This is a genomic window from Microbacterium sp. NPDC057944, assembly GCF_042887445.1.
In the GTDB taxonomy this organism is placed as follows: domain Bacteria; phylum Actinomycetota; class Actinomycetes; order Actinomycetales; family Microbacteriaceae; genus Microbacterium; species Microbacterium natoriense.
Genome location: NZ_JBHVPJ010000002.1, coordinates 737,956 through 753,706, shown reverse-complemented (window position 1 = coordinate 753,706; position 15,751 = coordinate 737,956). Strand labels below are relative to the sequence as shown.

General features: G+C 67.3%; 16 protein-coding genes, 1 tRNA gene and 1 other RNA gene. 10 read left to right on the top strand and 8 right to left on the bottom strand.

Annotated features, from left to right (window positions below; genetic code table 11):
- Window positions 1-2: 2 nt before the first annotated feature.
- Genes ACFVRO_RS13065 through ACFVRO_RS13055 form a run of 3 tightly spaced genes read left to right on the top strand, consistent with a single transcriptional unit; the run spans window position 3 to window position 1,997 of the window.
- Entirely contained in the window at window positions 3-437 is a 435-nt protein-coding gene (locus ACFVRO_RS13065) for a GNAT family acetyltransferase (protein ID WP_386952963.1), read from the top strand.
- 22 nt (window positions 438-459) lie between these two features.
- A complete protein-coding gene (gene dapF, locus ACFVRO_RS13060; RefSeq protein WP_386952960.1) occupies window positions 460-1,332 on the top strand; it encodes a diaminopimelate epimerase in 873 nt (290 codons plus the stop codon).
- Window positions 1,332-1,997, top strand: a complete 666-nt coding sequence (locus ACFVRO_RS13055; protein ID WP_386952958.1) for an HAD family hydrolase — start codon at window positions 1,332-1,334, stop codon at window positions 1,995-1,997. Before dapF ends, ACFVRO_RS13055 begins: the two co-directional genes overlap by 1 nt.
- Before the next feature lie 12 nt (window positions 1,998-2,009).
- Here ACFVRO_RS13055 and ACFVRO_RS13050 read toward each other — a convergent pair whose 3' ends face one another.
- The gene (locus ACFVRO_RS13050) at window positions 2,010-2,657 is read right to left on the bottom strand and encodes a class I SAM-dependent methyltransferase (protein ID WP_223586562.1); all 648 of its coding nucleotides are present in this window, start codon (window positions 2,655-2,657) and stop codon (window positions 2,010-2,012) included.
- 68 nt (window positions 2,658-2,725) lie between these two features.
- Here ACFVRO_RS13050 and hflX point away from each other — a divergent pair, with 68 nt between their 5' ends.
- Window positions 2,726-4,237 carry a GTPase HflX gene (gene hflX, locus ACFVRO_RS13045; RefSeq protein ID WP_386952955.1) on the top strand — a complete coding sequence of 504 codons (1,512 nt, stop codon included), beginning with the start codon at window positions 2,726-2,728 and terminating at the stop codon, window positions 4,235-4,237.
- A 5-nt stretch (window positions 4,238-4,242) separates the two neighbouring features.
- On the opposite strand, the gene ACFVRO_RS13040 is transcribed toward hflX, so the two are convergent.
- Genes ACFVRO_RS13040 through ACFVRO_RS13020 form a run of 5 tightly spaced genes read right to left on the bottom strand, consistent with a single transcriptional unit; the run spans window position 4,243 to window position 8,266 of the window.
- A complete protein-coding gene (locus ACFVRO_RS13040; RefSeq protein ID WP_386952952.1) occupies window positions 4,243-4,872 on the bottom strand; it encodes a hypothetical protein in 630 nt (209 codons plus the stop codon).
- Window positions 4,853-5,659, bottom strand: coding sequence for a prolipoprotein diacylglyceryl transferase (locus tag ACFVRO_RS13035; RefSeq protein ID WP_386952949.1), 807 nt, complete (start codon window positions 5,657-5,659; stop codon window positions 4,853-4,855). The genes ACFVRO_RS13040 and ACFVRO_RS13035 overlap by 20 nt, the downstream gene beginning before the upstream one ends.
- Before the next feature lie 3 nt (window positions 5,660-5,662).
- Window positions 5,663-5,971, bottom strand: coding sequence for a hypothetical protein (locus ACFVRO_RS13030; protein ID WP_386952946.1), 309 nt, complete (start codon window positions 5,969-5,971; stop codon window positions 5,663-5,665).
- Entirely contained in the window at window positions 5,968-7,569 is a 1,602-nt protein-coding gene (locus ACFVRO_RS13025) for a radical SAM protein (protein ID WP_386952943.1), read from the bottom strand. The genes ACFVRO_RS13030 and ACFVRO_RS13025 overlap by 4 nt, the downstream gene beginning before the upstream one ends.
- A 43-nt stretch (window positions 7,570-7,612) precedes the next feature.
- Window positions 7,613-8,266, bottom strand: coding sequence for an SIMPL domain-containing protein (locus tag ACFVRO_RS13020; RefSeq protein ID WP_386952940.1), 654 nt, complete (start codon window positions 8,264-8,266; stop codon window positions 7,613-7,615).
- A gap of 131 nt (window positions 8,267-8,397) precedes the next feature.
- On the opposite strand from ACFVRO_RS13020, the gene ssrA reads away from it, so the two are divergent.
- From ssrA to ACFVRO_RS12995, 5 genes are all read left to right on the top strand, one after another.
- Window positions 8,398-8,767, top strand: a transfer-messenger RNA (tmRNA) gene (gene ssrA, locus ACFVRO_RS13015).
- 298 nt (window positions 8,768-9,065) lie between these two features.
- Window positions 9,066-9,818, top strand: a complete 753-nt coding sequence (locus ACFVRO_RS13010) for an IclR family transcriptional regulator (protein WP_386952938.1) — start codon at window positions 9,066-9,068, stop codon at window positions 9,816-9,818.
- A gap of 95 nt (window positions 9,819-9,913) precedes the next feature.
- Window positions 9,914-11,401 (top strand): purine-cytosine permease family protein, encoded by a 1,488-nt coding sequence (locus tag ACFVRO_RS13005; protein ID WP_386952935.1) that lies wholly within the window; start codon window positions 9,914-9,916, stop codon window positions 11,399-11,401.
- 28 nt (window positions 11,402-11,429) lie between these two features.
- A complete protein-coding gene (locus ACFVRO_RS13000) occupies window positions 11,430-12,518 on the top strand; it encodes a histidinol-phosphate transaminase (protein ID WP_386952934.1) in 1,089 nt (362 codons plus the stop codon).
- An 11-nt stretch (window positions 12,519-12,529) separates the two neighbouring features.
- Window positions 12,530-13,978: an FAD-binding oxidoreductase gene (locus tag ACFVRO_RS12995; protein WP_386952931.1), complete on the top strand. Its 1,449-nt coding sequence runs from the start codon at window positions 12,530-12,532 to the stop codon at window positions 13,976-13,978.
- Window positions 13,979-13,984: 6 nt separating this feature from the next.
- Here ACFVRO_RS12995 and ACFVRO_RS12990 read toward each other — a convergent pair whose 3' ends face one another.
- Complete coding sequence (locus ACFVRO_RS12990; protein ID WP_386952928.1) at window positions 13,985-14,554, bottom strand: hypothetical protein; 570 nt, start codon at window positions 14,552-14,554, stop codon at window positions 13,985-13,987.
- A 19-nt stretch (window positions 14,555-14,573) separates the two neighbouring features.
- The gene (locus tag ACFVRO_RS12985; RefSeq protein ID WP_105673254.1) at window positions 14,574-15,371 is read right to left on the bottom strand and encodes an inositol monophosphatase family protein; all 798 of its coding nucleotides are present in this window, start codon (window positions 15,369-15,371) and stop codon (window positions 14,574-14,576) included.
- Window positions 15,372-15,519: 148 nt separating this feature from the next.
- On the opposite strand from ACFVRO_RS12985, the gene ACFVRO_RS12980 reads away from it, so the two are divergent.
- Window positions 15,520-15,592 (top strand) — tRNA-Lys (locus ACFVRO_RS12980).
- The last annotated feature ends 159 nt before the right edge of the window (window positions 15,593-15,751 follow it).

Genomic DNA, 15,751 nt, shown 5'->3' with positions numbered 1-15,751 from the left:
CCATGACCTGGCATGTGAGACCCTTCCGACGCGACGACACCGACGGCGTCATCGCCCTCTGGGCGGAAGCGGGTCTCACGCGACCGTGGAACGACCCCAGGCTCGACATAGAGCGAAAGCTCTCGGTGCAGCCGGAGCTCTTCCTCGTCGTCGAGGATCCGTCGATGCCCGGTGTCCCTGTCGGCAGCGTGATGGCCGGTTACGACGGTCATCGAGGGTGGCTGTACTACCTCGCCACCGCGGTCTCTCATCGCGGTCGTGGAGTCGCTCGCGCCCTCGTCCACGACGCAGAGGCACGACTTCTCGACATGGGCTGCCCGAAGGTGCAGCTCATGGTGCGCGAGGGCAACGAGGGCGTCCTGGGGTTCTACGACAGCCTCGGGTACGAACGCTTCGCCGTCGCGAACACGGGCAAGCGGCTCATCGCCGACGCATAGCCGACCTCCCTAGACTGGGGACATGGTCGCATTCACCAAAGGGCACGGCACCGGCAACGACTTCGTCATCATCGCCGACCCCGATGGGGAACTCGACCTCACGAGCGAACAGGTCGCTGCTCTGTGCGATCGCCACTTCGGCATCGGCGGAGACGGCATCCTTCGGGTCGTACGGTCCTCCGCGATCCCTGACGGTGCTGCGGCGCTGGCGGAGGAGCCCGCCGCCGAATGGTTCATGGACTACCGCAACGCCGATGGTTCGATCGCGGAGATGTGCGGCAACGGCATCCGCGTGTTCGTGCACTATCTGGTGCGTTCGGGACTCGCCGCGATCGAACCGGGATCCACGCTGCCGATCGGCACGCGCGCCGGAGTACGGGATGTGACGCGCAGCGAGAGCGGATATCAGGTCGACCTCGGGCTCTGGAAGCTCTCCGGAGACGATCCCCTGGTCACCGCAGGCGGGCTCTCCGTGACCCGCCCCGGCCTCGGCATCGACGTCGGCAATCCTCACGTCGTCGTCGCGCTGGCATCGGACGCCGAGCTGGCCTCGCTCGAGCTGCACCGCACTCCCGAGCTCGACCCCGCGCTGCCGGCCGGAGCGAACGTGGAGTTCGTCGTCCCGGGTGAGCCGCTCGTCCGCGACGGCATCGGTCACGTGAAGATGCGGGTCTCGGAGCGCGGTGTGGGCGAGACGCTGAGCTGCGGGACAGGGGTGGCTGCCACGGCTCTCGCCGTGCGGTACTGGGCGGGGGAGAAGGCTCCGAACAACTGGCGTGTCGATGTGCCGGGCGGGACGCTCGGAGTGCGGATGTTCCCCGCGGAGGACGGCGAGCACGTCGCGCTGTCCGGTCCCGCGACGCTCGTGTTCCACGGCGAGGTCGATCTGGTCTGATGTCGGGCGCGGAGCCGATCGAGCTGGTCATCTTCGACTGCGACGGCGTGCTCGTCGACAGCGAGCGGTTGTCCGTGGAGATCGATCGGCGAGTTCTGACGGACCTCGGGTGGACGCTGACCACCGAGGAGATCGTGCATCGCTTCGTCGGGCGCTCTGCTACTCACTTCCGCGCCGACGTCGAAGCGCACCTCGGGCGCCCGTTGCCGGACGACTGGGAGGAGCCCTACCAGCAGTGGTATCTGGAGGTCTTCGAGAGCGACCTCACCGCGGTGGAGGGCGTCGAAGCGGCGATCGCCGCGATAGGCGGCGCCATGTGCGTGGCCTCGAGCGGTTCGCACGACAAGATCCGACGGAATCTGAGCTTGACGGGACTGCTGCCGACGTTCGACGGGCGGATCTTCAGCGCCGACGACGTGGATGAGGGGAAACCCGCGCCGGACCTCTTCCTGCACGCGGCGGCGCGCATGGGAGTCGAGCCATCTCGGTGCGTCGTCATCGAGGACAGCCGCTTCGGCGTGGCAGCAGCGCGTGCGGCCGGAATGCGATCGTTCGGCTACGTCGGCGGACTCACGCCGCCGTCTTGGCTGGACGGCGAGGGGACGACCGTCTTCGCGGACATGGCCGATCTTCCCGGCCTGCTCAGGACGGCCGCTCAGCGGTGACCGTCGCGGGGGTCACAGCCCCGTGAGTGCGATCGGCTCCGTGGGGGGCGTCCCGTGCTTGCGGACCTTGAGGATCCGATAGCCCTTGCCGGTCGCCGTGCGGAACACGCTGTACCCGGGATGGAAGGATGCGGCGATCCAGCGCTGCAGCGAGTCCGCCCCGAGATTGCGCTGCACGACGAGCCATGCATCGCTGCGCTCGTCCAGCCGGGGGATCCACCGTTCCAGAAGCCCGTGCAGCTCGTTCTTGCCGACCCGGATCGGAGGATTCGAGCGAATCGTGCGGAACGTCACGTCTTCGGGAACATCATCGGGCAATGATGCGTTGACATTGGTGAGCCCGAGCGCTGCGGCATTGCGCCGCACGAGGTCGAGGGCGCGTTCGTTCACGTCGACGGCCCACACGGTCGCGTGCGGAGCGGCCAACGCCATCGACAGCGTGATGGGACCCCAGCCGCTTCCGAGGTCGAGAAGATGGCCACCCGGCGGTACCGGGGGCATGTTGGCGAGGAGAACCGCAGTTCCGGCATCCAGCCGATCCGGGCTGAAGACGCCGCCGGCGGTGGTGACGTCGACCTCACGGCCTGCGAGCGACACACTGATCGTCCGCAGGTTCTCGGGGCTTGCCGGGGCCGCAGTGAAGTAATGGTCGGACCCCATACCGTGAGCGTACCGGACAGGGCGGGCTAAGGTTAAGACTCGCTACAAAACCCAGAGATCAGGAACGGATGACGGACACCACAACCCCCTCCACCGACGACGAAGCCGTCGACCGCGTTCTCGCGAACGCCGAGAAGCGCACGGAGGTGCGCGTGTTCGGTGCCGCACAGGCGCTGCAGGATGAATCGACCGCCGCGCACACCCGTTCGGACGGAGATCAGTGGGATCTCGAAGATCGTCATGCGCTGCGTCGTGTGGGCGGCCTCTCCACCGAGCTCGAAGATGTCACCGAGGTCGAGTACCGGCAGCTTCGACTCGAGAACGTCGTGCTCGTCGGGGTGTACCCGCAGGGAGCGCAGGAGGACGCCGAGAACTCCCTGCGTGAGCTCGCAGCACTCGCGGAGACGGCTGGAGCCGTCGTGCTCGACGGGGTTCTGCAGCGCAGGCCGCACCCGGATGCCGCCACGTACATCGGCCGCGGCAAGGCCCAGGAGCTCAAGGGCATCGTCGCCGCGACCGGCGCGGACACCGTCATCGCAGACACCGAGCTCGCACCGAGCCAGCGTCGTGCCCTGGAGGACGTCGTCAAGGTGAAGGTCATCGACCGCACCACGGTCATTCTCGACATCTTCAGCCAGCACGCGAAGAGCCGTGAGGGCAAGGCCCAGGTCGAGCTCGCTCAGCTCGAGTATCTCCTTCCTCGTCTGCGCGGCTGGGGCGAGTCCATGAGTCGTCAGGCCGGTGGACAGGTCGGCGCCGGCGGCGCGGGTATGGGCTCGCGCGGCCCCGGTGAGACGAAGATCGAACTCGATCGCCGCCGCATCCGCACGAAGATGGCGTTGCTGCGCCGTCAGATCCGTGACTTCGGACCCGCCCGGGAGGCGAAGCGAGCCGAACGCAAGCGCAACACCATCCCGTCCGTGGCGATCGCGGGCTACACGAACGCGGGCAAGTCCAGTCTCCTGAATGCGCTCACCAGCGCCGGGGTGCTCGTCGAGAACGCACTGTTCGCGACGCTCGACGCGACCGTGCGACGCTCGGAGACCTCCGACGGTCGCGTGTACACGCTCACCGACACCGTGGGCTTCGTGCGCAACCTGCCGCACCAGCTCGTCGAGGCCTTCCGTTCGACGCTCGAAGAGGTGGGCGACGCCGATGTCGTTCTGCACGTGGTCGATGGTTCGCACCCCGACCCGGCAGGACAGCTCCAGACCGTCCGCGATGTGATGGGCGACGTCGGCGTGCGGGACATGCCGGAGATCGTCGTCTTCAACAAGGCTGACCTGATCAGCGAGGACGACCGACTCGTGCTCCGCGGCCTGGAGCCGCGCGCGCACTTCGTGTCGTCGCGTTCCGGCGAGGGCATCGAGGAGTTGCGCGCCGCCATCGAGGAGGCGCTGCCCCAGCCGGCGATCGAGGTGCACGCCGTCATCCCGTACGACAGGGGAGACCTCGTCGCTGCGATCCACGAGACCGGGATGCTGCTCGCCGTCGAGCACCGCGAGGCGGGAACCGCCGTGCGCGCACGGGTGTCGGAGCGGCTCGCGGCAGATCTCGCGCCGTTCGCCGACGGAGACTGAACGGACTAGCCCGATATCAGGCCGATGCACGGCCCGATCACGATGAGCCATGCGGCCGCCGAGACGATCAGCATCCCGACCCCGATGCCTCGTGACCGCGGGGAGAACAGCAGCCCGATTCCGATCAGGACCGGGAGCCCGAAGATCACGAAGTACGCGGCGGTGCCCGCAAAACTGAGCGCTGAGATCACACTGAGGAACAGCACGAAGGCGACGATGTACGACAGGCATCCGATCCCGGTGCCGATGCCGACCTTCGCGCCGTTTCCCAGCCCGCGTCCCTGTTGAGGGTGGTGCGGGTAGGCGTACGGATCATAGGGAGGCTGGGCAGGCTGACCGGCTGTTCCCGGCTGCGGCAGAGGACCCGAGTACGGCGGCGGGCCGGGGTACGGCGCCGGCGTTCCCGAGTACGGTTGCGCGGAGCCGGGATAGGGCGGTGCCGACGGGGGTGCCGGCGGCACGACGGGCTCGGGTGGGACGGCGGGGCCGGGCGGCACGACGGGCCCGGGCGGCACGACGGGCTCGGGTGGGACGACGGGCTCGGGTGGGACGACCGGCCCGGGTGGCACGACCGGCTCCGGCGGAACGATCGGATCAGCGTCTTCGGGAAGGCCGTCAGGCGGGTTGATGCTCATTCTGGATCCTCCGATCGGCAGGGGTGAATGCGCCCTTTCGCGACAGCCAGGCAAGCCTGATGGCGAGCAGCGGCAGGGTCAGGAGCAGGAACAGTTGCGGACGGGTGAAGACGAGCCAGGCGACTTCGTTGCCGCGGACGAACTCGACGAGGAAGCGGAAGACCGCATACGCGGCGATGTACAGCGTCAGCGTCTCCCCGCTGCGGATGCCGAGATGACGCAGCCAGAACCAGAGCACGGCGAAGGCGGCGGCGTGGAACACGATCTCGTAGACGAAGCTCGGATGCAGCCCCACCCCGGCCGGCGCGCCCACTCGCGCCGCCTGCTCGGGTGTCAGGACGATGCCCCAGTCTCCGCCGGTGGGCGTTCCGGGCTTCTCGGTGAACAGGCACCCGAAGCGGCCGATGGCGAGTGCGAGCGCGACGGCAGGGGCGAACAGATCACCGCTGCGTTCGCGGTAGCCGACGATCCGCTTCGTCACGTGCACTCCGGCCCACGCGCCGACCAGCGCCGACAGGATCGAGGCGTTGCCCGACAGGAACTGCTCACCCAGGCTGAGATTCTTCGACGGGTCGAGATGTTGTGCCCAGGTGCCCAGCCGCGCGAAGATCGCGGCGCCGACCAGCGCGCCGAGCACGAGATAGGGGATCCGTGGATCCTTCGCGCCCCGCCGGCGCGCTTCGATCCAGAAGACGACGCCGCCGGCGAGCATCCCGATCCCCTCGAAGAACCCGTGGGTCTCGATGGGCGGGCCGAAGCCGAACAGGTCGTTCAGTGTCGGGAACACGCGCTAGCCCAGCATCCGCATCCACAGGAGCACCCAGAACGGGATGGCCACCGCCGCGAGAACGGCGAGCACGATCAGGTAGGCGAGCACGTTGCGTGTGTCGCCGAGCTTGCATCGTGAGCGCAGGAGGCCTGCACGGCGGGCTTGGGCGTAGGCGACGATGGCCATGCTCGCGAAGCCCAGCAGAGCGATCGGCCCGAGGATGCACGTGATCAGTGCGACCGTCGCATTGACGCACAGCCGCAGCGGATCACGAGCGTTCGGAGGGTCTCCGACGCTCGGGTCGCGCTGGTTCAGCGGCCAGTCGGTCATGACGTCGAGGCAGACGCGATCAGCGGCAGCGAGGTGCGACCTGTGGCGGTCGAGAGCTTCTGATCGGACAGCGGCTTCCACGCCTGCACGGCGCAGAACGGTGCGCACTGGTGGGCGTCGGTCTCGTCGTTTACCGTGGCCACGTGCACGCAGCACTGCGTCAGACGCTCCTCGATCATGGTGTTGATGTCCATGAACGGCTTGACCGTGATGCGTTTCACCCGCTCGCCGAGGAACTGTCGCAGACGCTTGTGCTGCCCCGGCAGTGCTGCCGTGGCGAGCTTCGTGAGCGTGCCGATCCCGAGATCGCAGCCGGCGCAGATGTCCTTCCACAGCGACCCGATCGACGGATGGGAGAGCGACGACTGCTCGCTGAGGAGGTCGAGAAGCGACTGCTTCACGCTGTCCTTGAGCGCCTGGTTGATGTTGCTGTCGGCGATCCGGTTCGCGATCAGATCGGGATTCAGGTCGAGGAACTGCTTCAGCTGCTCGTGACCGACGAGCGAGGTGAGCGAGCGCCAGGAGTCGGAGTCGTCGCGCAGCAGATAGCCGACAGAGCAGCAGTGCGGGTGACTGCAGGGGAGGGCGGTGAGGTCCTGCCAGGTGACCTCGCCGTCGGTCTGCGGTCCGAGACGGGCGAGCACGCCGGTGTGGGTCAGACGCTCCATCACATCGATCCCGCTCGATCGTCCTGATCCGAAGACCGGCTGGATCGTCACGCCTCCGACATAGGGAGTGACCATGGCTCGGCGGATGACGGTGCCGATCTCGTGGTCGTTCACACCGAGGGCGGCGGTCATGGTCAGGGTCGTGAAGATCCCGGCGCCCGACAAGCGGGCGAGCGCCCGCTCCTTGAAGTGTCGGATGTCGGCGCCGCGGTGGAAACGCGACGTCTCCGGCTCCTCGCCGTCGTACTGCAGGTAGATCTCCACGCGCTCGCGGTGCCGCTTCAGCACGGCCAGGAACTCGTCGTCGTTCGCGATGCGCAGCCCGTTCGAGTTGATGAGGATGCGGACGATCGGTCGGGCGATGAGCTGTTCGAGCAGCTGTTCGAGCCACGGGTACAGGGTCGGCTCGCCACCGGAGAGCATCAGCACGTCGATGCGGTTGTTCTCCCGCGAGAGCTTCGCGTCGACGGTCGCTAGTACCTCGTCGAGCGGAGCGACCGCCGTCGCCGCGGGGCTGGACTCCGCGAAGCAGGTCGGGCAGCGCAGGTTGCAGTGGTCGGTGATGTCGGCGAGCAGGATGCAGGTGTGCTGCGTCTGCATCTCGGGGAGCCCGTAGAGGTAGGCCTCGGGCACAGGGGCGAAATTGCCGGTGAGGTCGGCCTCGTGCACCTTCGTCGGCGCGGTCCACTGTTCCAGATACCGCAGGATCTCCGCGGACTCGTCGTACAGCGTGCGCTGCAGTCCGTGCGTGCGACAACCGCGTTCCAGCCAGATCGTGCCGTCTCGATCGGCCAGCCAACCCGACAGGCGCTTCACTTCGGAGAGTGGGCGGTCAGGATCTTCCGCATGGCACTCGGGGCAGAACGCGTTGACGTAGCGGTGGATGCGGTAATCGCGCAGCGGCATCCCGCTCGTAGCCGTCGTTGACATGGTCCGACGCTAGCAGCGGCGCCTTCGGGACGGTGTTGTGATCTCAGCGCGCCACGAAGCGCGCCTCCACCGTGGCCGCCACGACGATCTCTTCGGGTTCGTACTGCGCAGCGCCGCCGCTGTCGGCGGCGGCGGCCTTCATCATCATCGGAGCAGGCGACACCGGTTGGCCCGCGGAGATCAGCCCGTTGTCGGCGATCGCGGTCGGGACGACATCGCTCAGCCCGAGTGCGCTCGCGTACGCCTGAGCACGCGTGACGGCGACGCCGACCGCAGATGCGGCGACCTCCTGTTCGACGCGAGAGCGCGTGTCCGGCGTGAGGTGCCAGTCGACCCAGCCGACCTCGACACCGTCCCAGGGGGAGATGTCGCTCACCCAGATCGACAGCTCGGATGCCTCGGAGAATATCGCGGCGAGGTCGACGCTCGCGTAGTAGACCGGCGCGAGACGCTTGCCCTCGTTGTTCCACGGGCGCTCGGCACGCACAGAGAGACGAGTGCTCGACCAATCGACGAGCGTGCCTGCGGCTTTCCGCTCCGCGAGCGTGGCGCGAACCGGGTCGGCGAGACGGGTGAGTCGGTCGACGACCTCCGTCCGCTCCGAGCCCTCGGCACGGACGGCGACGTGGATGGTGGCGCGTTCGGGGGCGACACGAGACTCGTGCTCGCCGCGGACGGTGATCGTGACTTCGCTCATGCGCCGACTCTACGCCAGGGGCCGGAATGGCGGACGAGGCGAAATGGTTGTAGTCTGTGATGCTCGGGTGCTGCGGCTCCCGAACTGAAAAGTCAACAGTGCGACAGCGGCTCCTTCGAGAGAAGGACCACGGGGCTGATCGGTTTCGACAGCGCCTGTGAATCCACGAGAAGCGGGCCGAGGATGCAGAGTTATCTCGTAAACGCTCTCTGCAAAAAAATAGTTGCCGAAACCAAGCGCAACGACTTCGCCCTCGCTGCATAAGCGAGCCCGATAGTCCGTCAGGCCGTATGTGATTCCGATACGGATCCTGGCGTCATCTAGGAATCTTGCTGCGTGACGGCGTCTGGACGTCACGTGGGACTCTTCCCAGGCTGGGCTTGTCGACTTAGGTGTCTGTGACAAAGGTCGGAGCCGAGTAGAACGTCTTCACAGACTGCGCCCGGAGAAGGCGTGGAGACTCAGCGTTGGACGGGGGTTCGATTCCCCCCAGCTCCACCAGGTCGCTGTCGCGAGAAGAAGCCCCCGTGGATCCTCGGATCCGCGGGGGCTTCTGTCGTCTCTGGGCGCTGATCCTGTGCCGACGTCCACGGCCCGGGCGATGGGGTGCGCGAGACGCGGCGCTCGTCGACCTTCGTGTCCGAAGAACGAATCGGCGAGGATTCCGTCACTAATGGGGATATGCGAGATGCAAAGAATGCCTTCCTGGATTATGCCTTCTGAAATGCACTCCGATGAATTCTCACTGAGCGCAAATCTCCTTTTTCTGGGAGCATGACGCCCTTGTAGCATCCGACGTATGTCTCAGGTCGCATTGCCCGCGGGGCCGCCCAGCGGCAGCTTCGATCGCGTCGCGCAGGTGCTTCTGGCCATGTCGCGAATGGACGCTCCGCGCGTCGCCCAGATCAGCGAGCACACCGGTCTGCCGTCTAGCGCCGTCTACCGCTGCATCACGTCTCTTCTCGAGGCCGGCCTCATCGAGGAGGGGCCGTCGCGAGGCAGATACCACGCGGGCATCGTCTCGATCTCTCTTGCTGAGCGCTACCGCCGCAGCGTGCTCAGTGGGGATGCGACGTCGCGCATCCTGCACACGCTCGCCGGTCGGACGCTGGAGTTCGCGGCACTCCTCGTGCGTCGCGGAGACGACATGGTGTGCGTCGACACGGCGGACGGGTCCAGCGTGCTGCGATGCTCCTTCGTCGTCGGTGAGGTCGTGCCGCTCGTGGCGGGCGCCAGCGCGAAGGCGATCCTCGCGCACACGCCGCGGGGAGAGGTCGACGGCATCCTCGCCCGCAATGGAGTCGCGGGGTCGACCGCGTCTGGCATCCTGTCGCTGCTGCCCGACGTGCGCGAGCGGGGATTCGCGATGAGCGCAGGCGAAGTCGACGAGGGGGTCTGGGGGGTCGCAGCACCGGTGTTCGCGGATGGGGGCGTGGTCGGCGCCGTGGCGACCATGGCACCGGTGCTGCGGGCGGCCCGCCTCATGCGCACCGCCGTCTCCGCGACCGTCTCGGCCGCCCAGGCGCTGTCGAGACACCAGCTGAACATCTGACAGAGAGGACCCGCCGTGCGTCGGCGCGCGGATTCGCACCCGGAGCCGCGCGAATGACGGACGCCCGTTCTCCCAACCCGAAAGGAGTTGACCCGATGACGAGTCAACAGACGACCAACACCGGAACCCTCGCCGTCGAGCGCCGGACCATCGACATGGTGCCGAAGGACGAGAGGCACGGCACTCCGCTGAACCAGTTCACGCTCTGGTTCGGCGGGAACATGCAGATCACGGCGATCGTCACCGGCCTGATCGCCGTCGCGATCTTCCACGCCGAACCGCTCACGGCGATCCTGGCCGTCCTCGTGGGCAATGTCATCGGCGGCGTGACCATGGCACTGCATTCGGGCCAGGGGCCGCGTATGGGGCTGCCGCAGATGATCTCCAGCAGAGCGCAGTTCGGCGTCCTCGGCGCGACGCTCCCGCTCGTCCTCGTGATCTGCATGTACCTCGGGTTCGCCTCGACCGGCGCAGCTCTCTCCGGAAGTGCGATCAATCATCTGCTCGGCATCCCGACCGCCGCAGGATCTGCTCCGATCGTCGGCATCCTGATCTTCGGAGCGCTGACGGTCATCGTCTCGATCTTCGGCTATCAGCTGATCCACGTGCTGGGCCGGATCGCCACGGCAGCGGGCATCCTCGGGTTCACGTACCTGTTCATCCAGCTCTTCGCGAATTACGACGTCGGCGCGACGCTCGGCACCGGGGCCACGGATCCTGCCACCTTCATGGTCTGCCTCACGCTCGGGGCGAGCTGGCAGATGACGTATGCGCCGTACGTCGCCGACTACTCCCGATACCTCCCGGCCGACACGTCGGTCGCGACGACGTTCTGGTCGACCTTCCTCGGCAGCGTGACCGGAACGCAGATCTCGATGACTCTGGGCATCCTGATCGGTGCAGTGTCCGGCGGCGCGCTGCTGGAGGGTCCCGTCGGCTTCGTCGGGCACCTCGCAGGGCCGGCGTACGCGGCCTTCGCGATCTACCTGGTCATCATCGTCGGCAAGCTCACCGCGAACACCCTCAACGCGTACGGAGGCATCATGAGCACGGTGACGGTGATCACGAGCTTCAATGCCGAGACGAGGATCTCGCGTCGAGCCCGATCGATCTACATCATCGTCTTCGTCGCGTTGACGATGGTGATCGCGATCGCCGCCAGCGCCGACTTCCTCAACAACTTCAAGAACTTCGTGCTGCTGCTCCTCGCGGTCTTCATCCCGTGGAGCATCATCAACCTCGTCGACTACTACCTGATATCGAAGGAGCGCATCGACATCCCCGCTCTCTACGATCGTCGCGGCCGCTACGGCGCCGTGAACCTCACGGCGATCGTCTCCTACGGCATCGGCATCCTCGTGCAGATCCCCTTCCTCACGAGCGACACCTACAGCATGCTCGGCGACTTCCACGGACCGCTGGCGGGAGTCCTCGGCGGAATCGACATCTCCTGGGCGGTCTCGATGGTCGTCACGTTCGCCGTCTACTATCCCTGGGCGAAAAAGACGATGAAACCTCCGGCGGACATGATCTACCCACCGGAGTACACCGCGGCGCAGACCGGCCAGATCGCGGTGAGCTGACGTGTCGGTCTCAGCCGCGAAGGGAGCAGTGCAGCCGCGTCCCGAGATCCAGGAGCTGCCCCGTTATCGCCCGGGTGTACCGGCGCAGCAGAGAGCAGGGCTCACCGGATTCAAGCTCTCGTCCAATGAGAACCCGTTCGAGCCGCTGCCCGCGGTCGTCGACGCGATTCGTCGCGCCGACCGACACAACGTCTATCCGGATCCCACGGCGCTTCCGCTCCGCGAGAAGCTCTCCGAGGTCCTCCAGGTGCCGGCGTCCTGCATCGTCGCGGGGGCGGGAAGCCTCGCGGTCCTGAACGACATCCTGCGCGTGTTCGCCGGACGGCGACCGGACGGCAGCAGGGATGAGATCGTCTACGCCTGGCGGTCCTTCGAGTCGTACCCGATCTCGATCGGCGAGACAGGAGCGCGGGCCGTGTCCGTGCCCTTGAGGCCGGATCTGACGCACGATCTGGAGGGGATGCTCGCCGCGATCACGGAGCGGACGAAGATCGTGATCCTCTGCACGCCCAACAATCCGACGGGACCGGCGTTGGGCCACGCCGAGGTGCGCGAGTTCCTGTCGCGGGTGCCCGCGCACGTGCTCGTGGTGATCGATGAGGCCTATATCGAGTACGTTCGGACCGCGGACCGGCTCGATTCGCTCGCGCTGCAGCGGGAGTTCCCGAATGCGCTCATCCTGCGCACCTTCTCCAAGGCGCATGGACTCGCCGCGCTGAGGGTGGGGTACTGCGTGGCCCGGGAGGAGGTCACCCGCCACCTCACGACGGTCGCCGTCCCCTTCGCCGTGTCTCAGGCAGGACAGATGGCGGCGATCGCCTCACTCGATGAACTGCCGGCGGTGCGGGATCGCGTCGAGCGGACGGTGCGGGAGAGGACGAGAGTCAGGGACGAGCTTCTGACTCTCGGCATGAGCATCCCCGATGCGCAAGGGAACTTCGTCTGGTTGCCCCTGGGGGCGGGGTCAGAGCAATTCACGGCGCTGTGCAGCGCTCAGGCGCTCGCCGTGCGGCCTTTCGATGGAGAGGGTGTCCGCGTGTCCATCGGGCTTCCCGAGGCGCACGACCGCCTGCTCGCGCTCACACGCACGTACCTGCGTTCCCGGGGTGCGCGGTGACGGGGCCGGCGATGGACGCGCACGAACTCCGTGGCGGCGTGCTCACTGACAAGGATCCCGATACGACGATCAGGGACCTGGAGCTCGCGCTGCCAGGACGCGTGCTGCGGGATCTCTCCGACGTTCGCCCCTACTCGCATGACCGGTCCCGTCACCGTTGGGCGCCCGCGCTGGCCGTCGTCCTGGCGGAGTCGACGGATGACGTCGCCACCGCCGTGCGGATCTGCGGAACGGCGGGCGTAGCGGTGATCGCCAGGGGAGCGGGCACCGGTCTGGAGGGCGGAGCGAACGCCCTCTCCGTGCGCGAGGATATGGGCGATCGCGACGACACGACGAGATCCGCGAGCGTCGTCGTCGACCTGATGCGGATGAATCGGGTCCTGCATGTCGATCCGGATTCGGCCGACGCGACCGTGGAGGCGGGGGTGAGGCGGAGCGAACTCAATCCGGCGCTCGCCGTCCACGGTCTGCAGTTCGTGGCGGGACCGGGGGTCGACGCATCCATCGGCGGCATGGCGGCGACGCGTGCGAGCGGGACGAATGCGGTGAAGCACGGCACGATGGCCGACAACGTGCGCGGTCTCACCGTCGTCATGTCGGACGGCTCGGTCGTCCGTACCGGCAGCCGGGCGCGGAAGTCCGCTGCCGGCTACGATCTGACCCATCTCTTCGTCGGATCGGAGGGGACGCTCGGCATCATCACCGAGCTGACTCTGCGCCTCACGCCCGTGCCGGCGGCGCATGAGCTCGCCGTGTACTCCTTCCCGTCGGTGAGAGCCGCCGCCCTCGTCGTGCAGCGGGCGCTGCATGCGGGGATCGACCTCGGACGCGCTGAACTGCTCGACACGGTGCAGATCGAGGCGCTGAACTCGTACTCGCACACGGACTTCCGGGCCGCGCCGACGCTCTTCGTCGAGCTGAGCGGCGATCCGCACATCATCGTGCATCAAGCGGAGCGGCTCGAGGTCATCATGGCCGCGCAGGGCATGCTCGAGCGTCGACGGATCGAGGGCGACGATCCCGAGCGGTTCTGGAAGGTCCGGCATGATGCTCTTCCGGCCGCGCAGGCGCTGAGACCGGATTCATACACCTGGTCGACCGATGTCTGCGTGCCGATCTCTCACCTCGCCGACTGCATCACGGAGACGCAGGCGGACATCGATGCGAGCGGTCTCGTGGCGCCGATCGCTGGTCACGTGGGAGATGGGAACTTCCATCTCGCGTTCGTGCTCAGGAACGGCGATGACGACGAGAGGGAGCGCGCTGCGGCGCTCACCTCGAGGATGATCCGCAGAGCGCTTGCGGTCGGCGGCACCTGCACGGGCGAGCACGGAATCGGCGTGGGCAAGATGCAGGACCTGATCGAGGAGCATCCTTCGGGTATCGGCGTGATGAGGGCCATCAAGGATGCTCTGGATCCGAGGAGGATCCTCAATCCGGGCAAGATGCTGGATGGCTGAAAGCCGTCAGCCCGCCCAGTCGATGAGGATCAGACTCTGCTTCGTGTCTGCGAGCTTCACCCAGCCATCGCCGAAGAGATAGGTCATGCCGTATCCCTCTTCGTCGGTGCCCAGGGAGAACTCGGGGTCTTCCGTGAAGTAGCGGCCCTCGGGTCCGTCTTCGCGCGTCCACCCCTGCGCGAGCAGGGAGGACTGCGCCGTGTTGGCATCGTCGGAGGAGATCGGCGACCATCCGTACAGCTGGCCGTGATCGGTGCCGGTCGAGAAGTCGGCCCAGAAGCAGAGGATGCCGTCGGGGAGCGCCACGTCGCCGATGATGAAGTCCTTGCGCTCGGACGTCCATCCCGCGTCCGTGAGGCCTGCGACCGTTCCCTCTGTCACGATCGTCTCGCACGTGGGATCGGCAACGGGCGTCTCCGGAGCATGGGTCGCCGCGGGCTCGGCCGTCGACTCCGCAGCAGGCTTCGTGCCCTTCGGGGTGGGGGTGGCGTCCGAATCCGGGCCGCCGGAGCACGCGGTCAGCGTCGCCGCGAGAAGGAGTGCTGCGGCGGCGGCGATGGGGATGCGTGGGGTCATCTCGTGGCCTCGTCGAGTGTCAGTCGTGCAGGAGTTCCAGGAAGGCGTCGTGAAGGATGCCGTTGGTTGCCAGTGTCGAGCGAGCCGAGATCGTCTCGGCTCCGTCGAAGGCCGTCATGCGTCCACCGGCTTCGCGCACGATCGGCACGGCGGCAGCGATGTCGTACTCCTTGACGTCGAACTCCGCGACCATGTCCAGGCGCCCCTCCGCGAGCAGCATGTACGCGAAGACGTCGCCGTAGGCGCGGTCGCGCCACACGCGATCGGCCAGGGTCAGCAGCGTGTCGAGGTGGCCCGCTTGCGACCACTGCGCGATGCTCTGGAAGCTGACGCTCGCATCGTCGAGGGAGGCCACGGCGGACGTGCGGAGGCGGCGCGGGCCGGCATCCGTCGCCGTCCAGGCTCCGGCTCCCGTCGAGGCCCACCAGCGACGCCCGAGCGCCGGCATGCTGACCACGCCGACCTGCGGCACGCCGTCGACGGCCAGCGCGATCATGGTGCCCCAGAGGGGCACTCCGCGGAGGAAGTTCGCGGTGCCGTCGATCGGGTCGACGATCCACTGGCGGTGCGTGTCGCCCTGGGCGCCGAACTCCTCGCCGAAGATGCCGTCCTCCGGGCGCTCGGTCTCGAGGATCGCGCGGATCGCGCGCTCCGTCGCGAGGTCGGCGTCGGTGACGTGCGAGTTGTCCGCCTTGGTGGAGATCTCGAGGTCGGCGCTGTCGAAGCGCGGCAGCGCCTGCGCATCGGCGGCGTCGGCGAGCCGGAGGGCGAGTTCGAGGTCGGCGGAGAGGCTGTCGGCGCTGGGGGAGGCGGTCACCAGTCCAGGATAGTCGGCGGAGCGAGCGGCCCCCGGCGCGTTGGACGCGGTGCGACACGCGCGGCGGGAGTGAAGGGATGCGCTCGATTTCACATGGAGCCCATCCGCTGGTAATGTAATTCCTCGGCCGGGGGATTCACCGGGCCACGCACCTCTAGCTCAATCGGCAGAGCAACTGACTCTTAATCAGTGGGTTCAGGGTTCAAGTCCCTGGGGGTGCACGGATAAGCCTCGGAGACTCTCGCCAGTCTCCGAGGCTTTTCTGCGTCTACAACTTCTGCTCTGCATCATGACTGCGCTGGAGCGCCAAGAGAGCATCGAGCGGGCCGGATTCGTTTCGGGATGCGAACGTCGTGACGGCTCGATTCTGGTGATTCTGA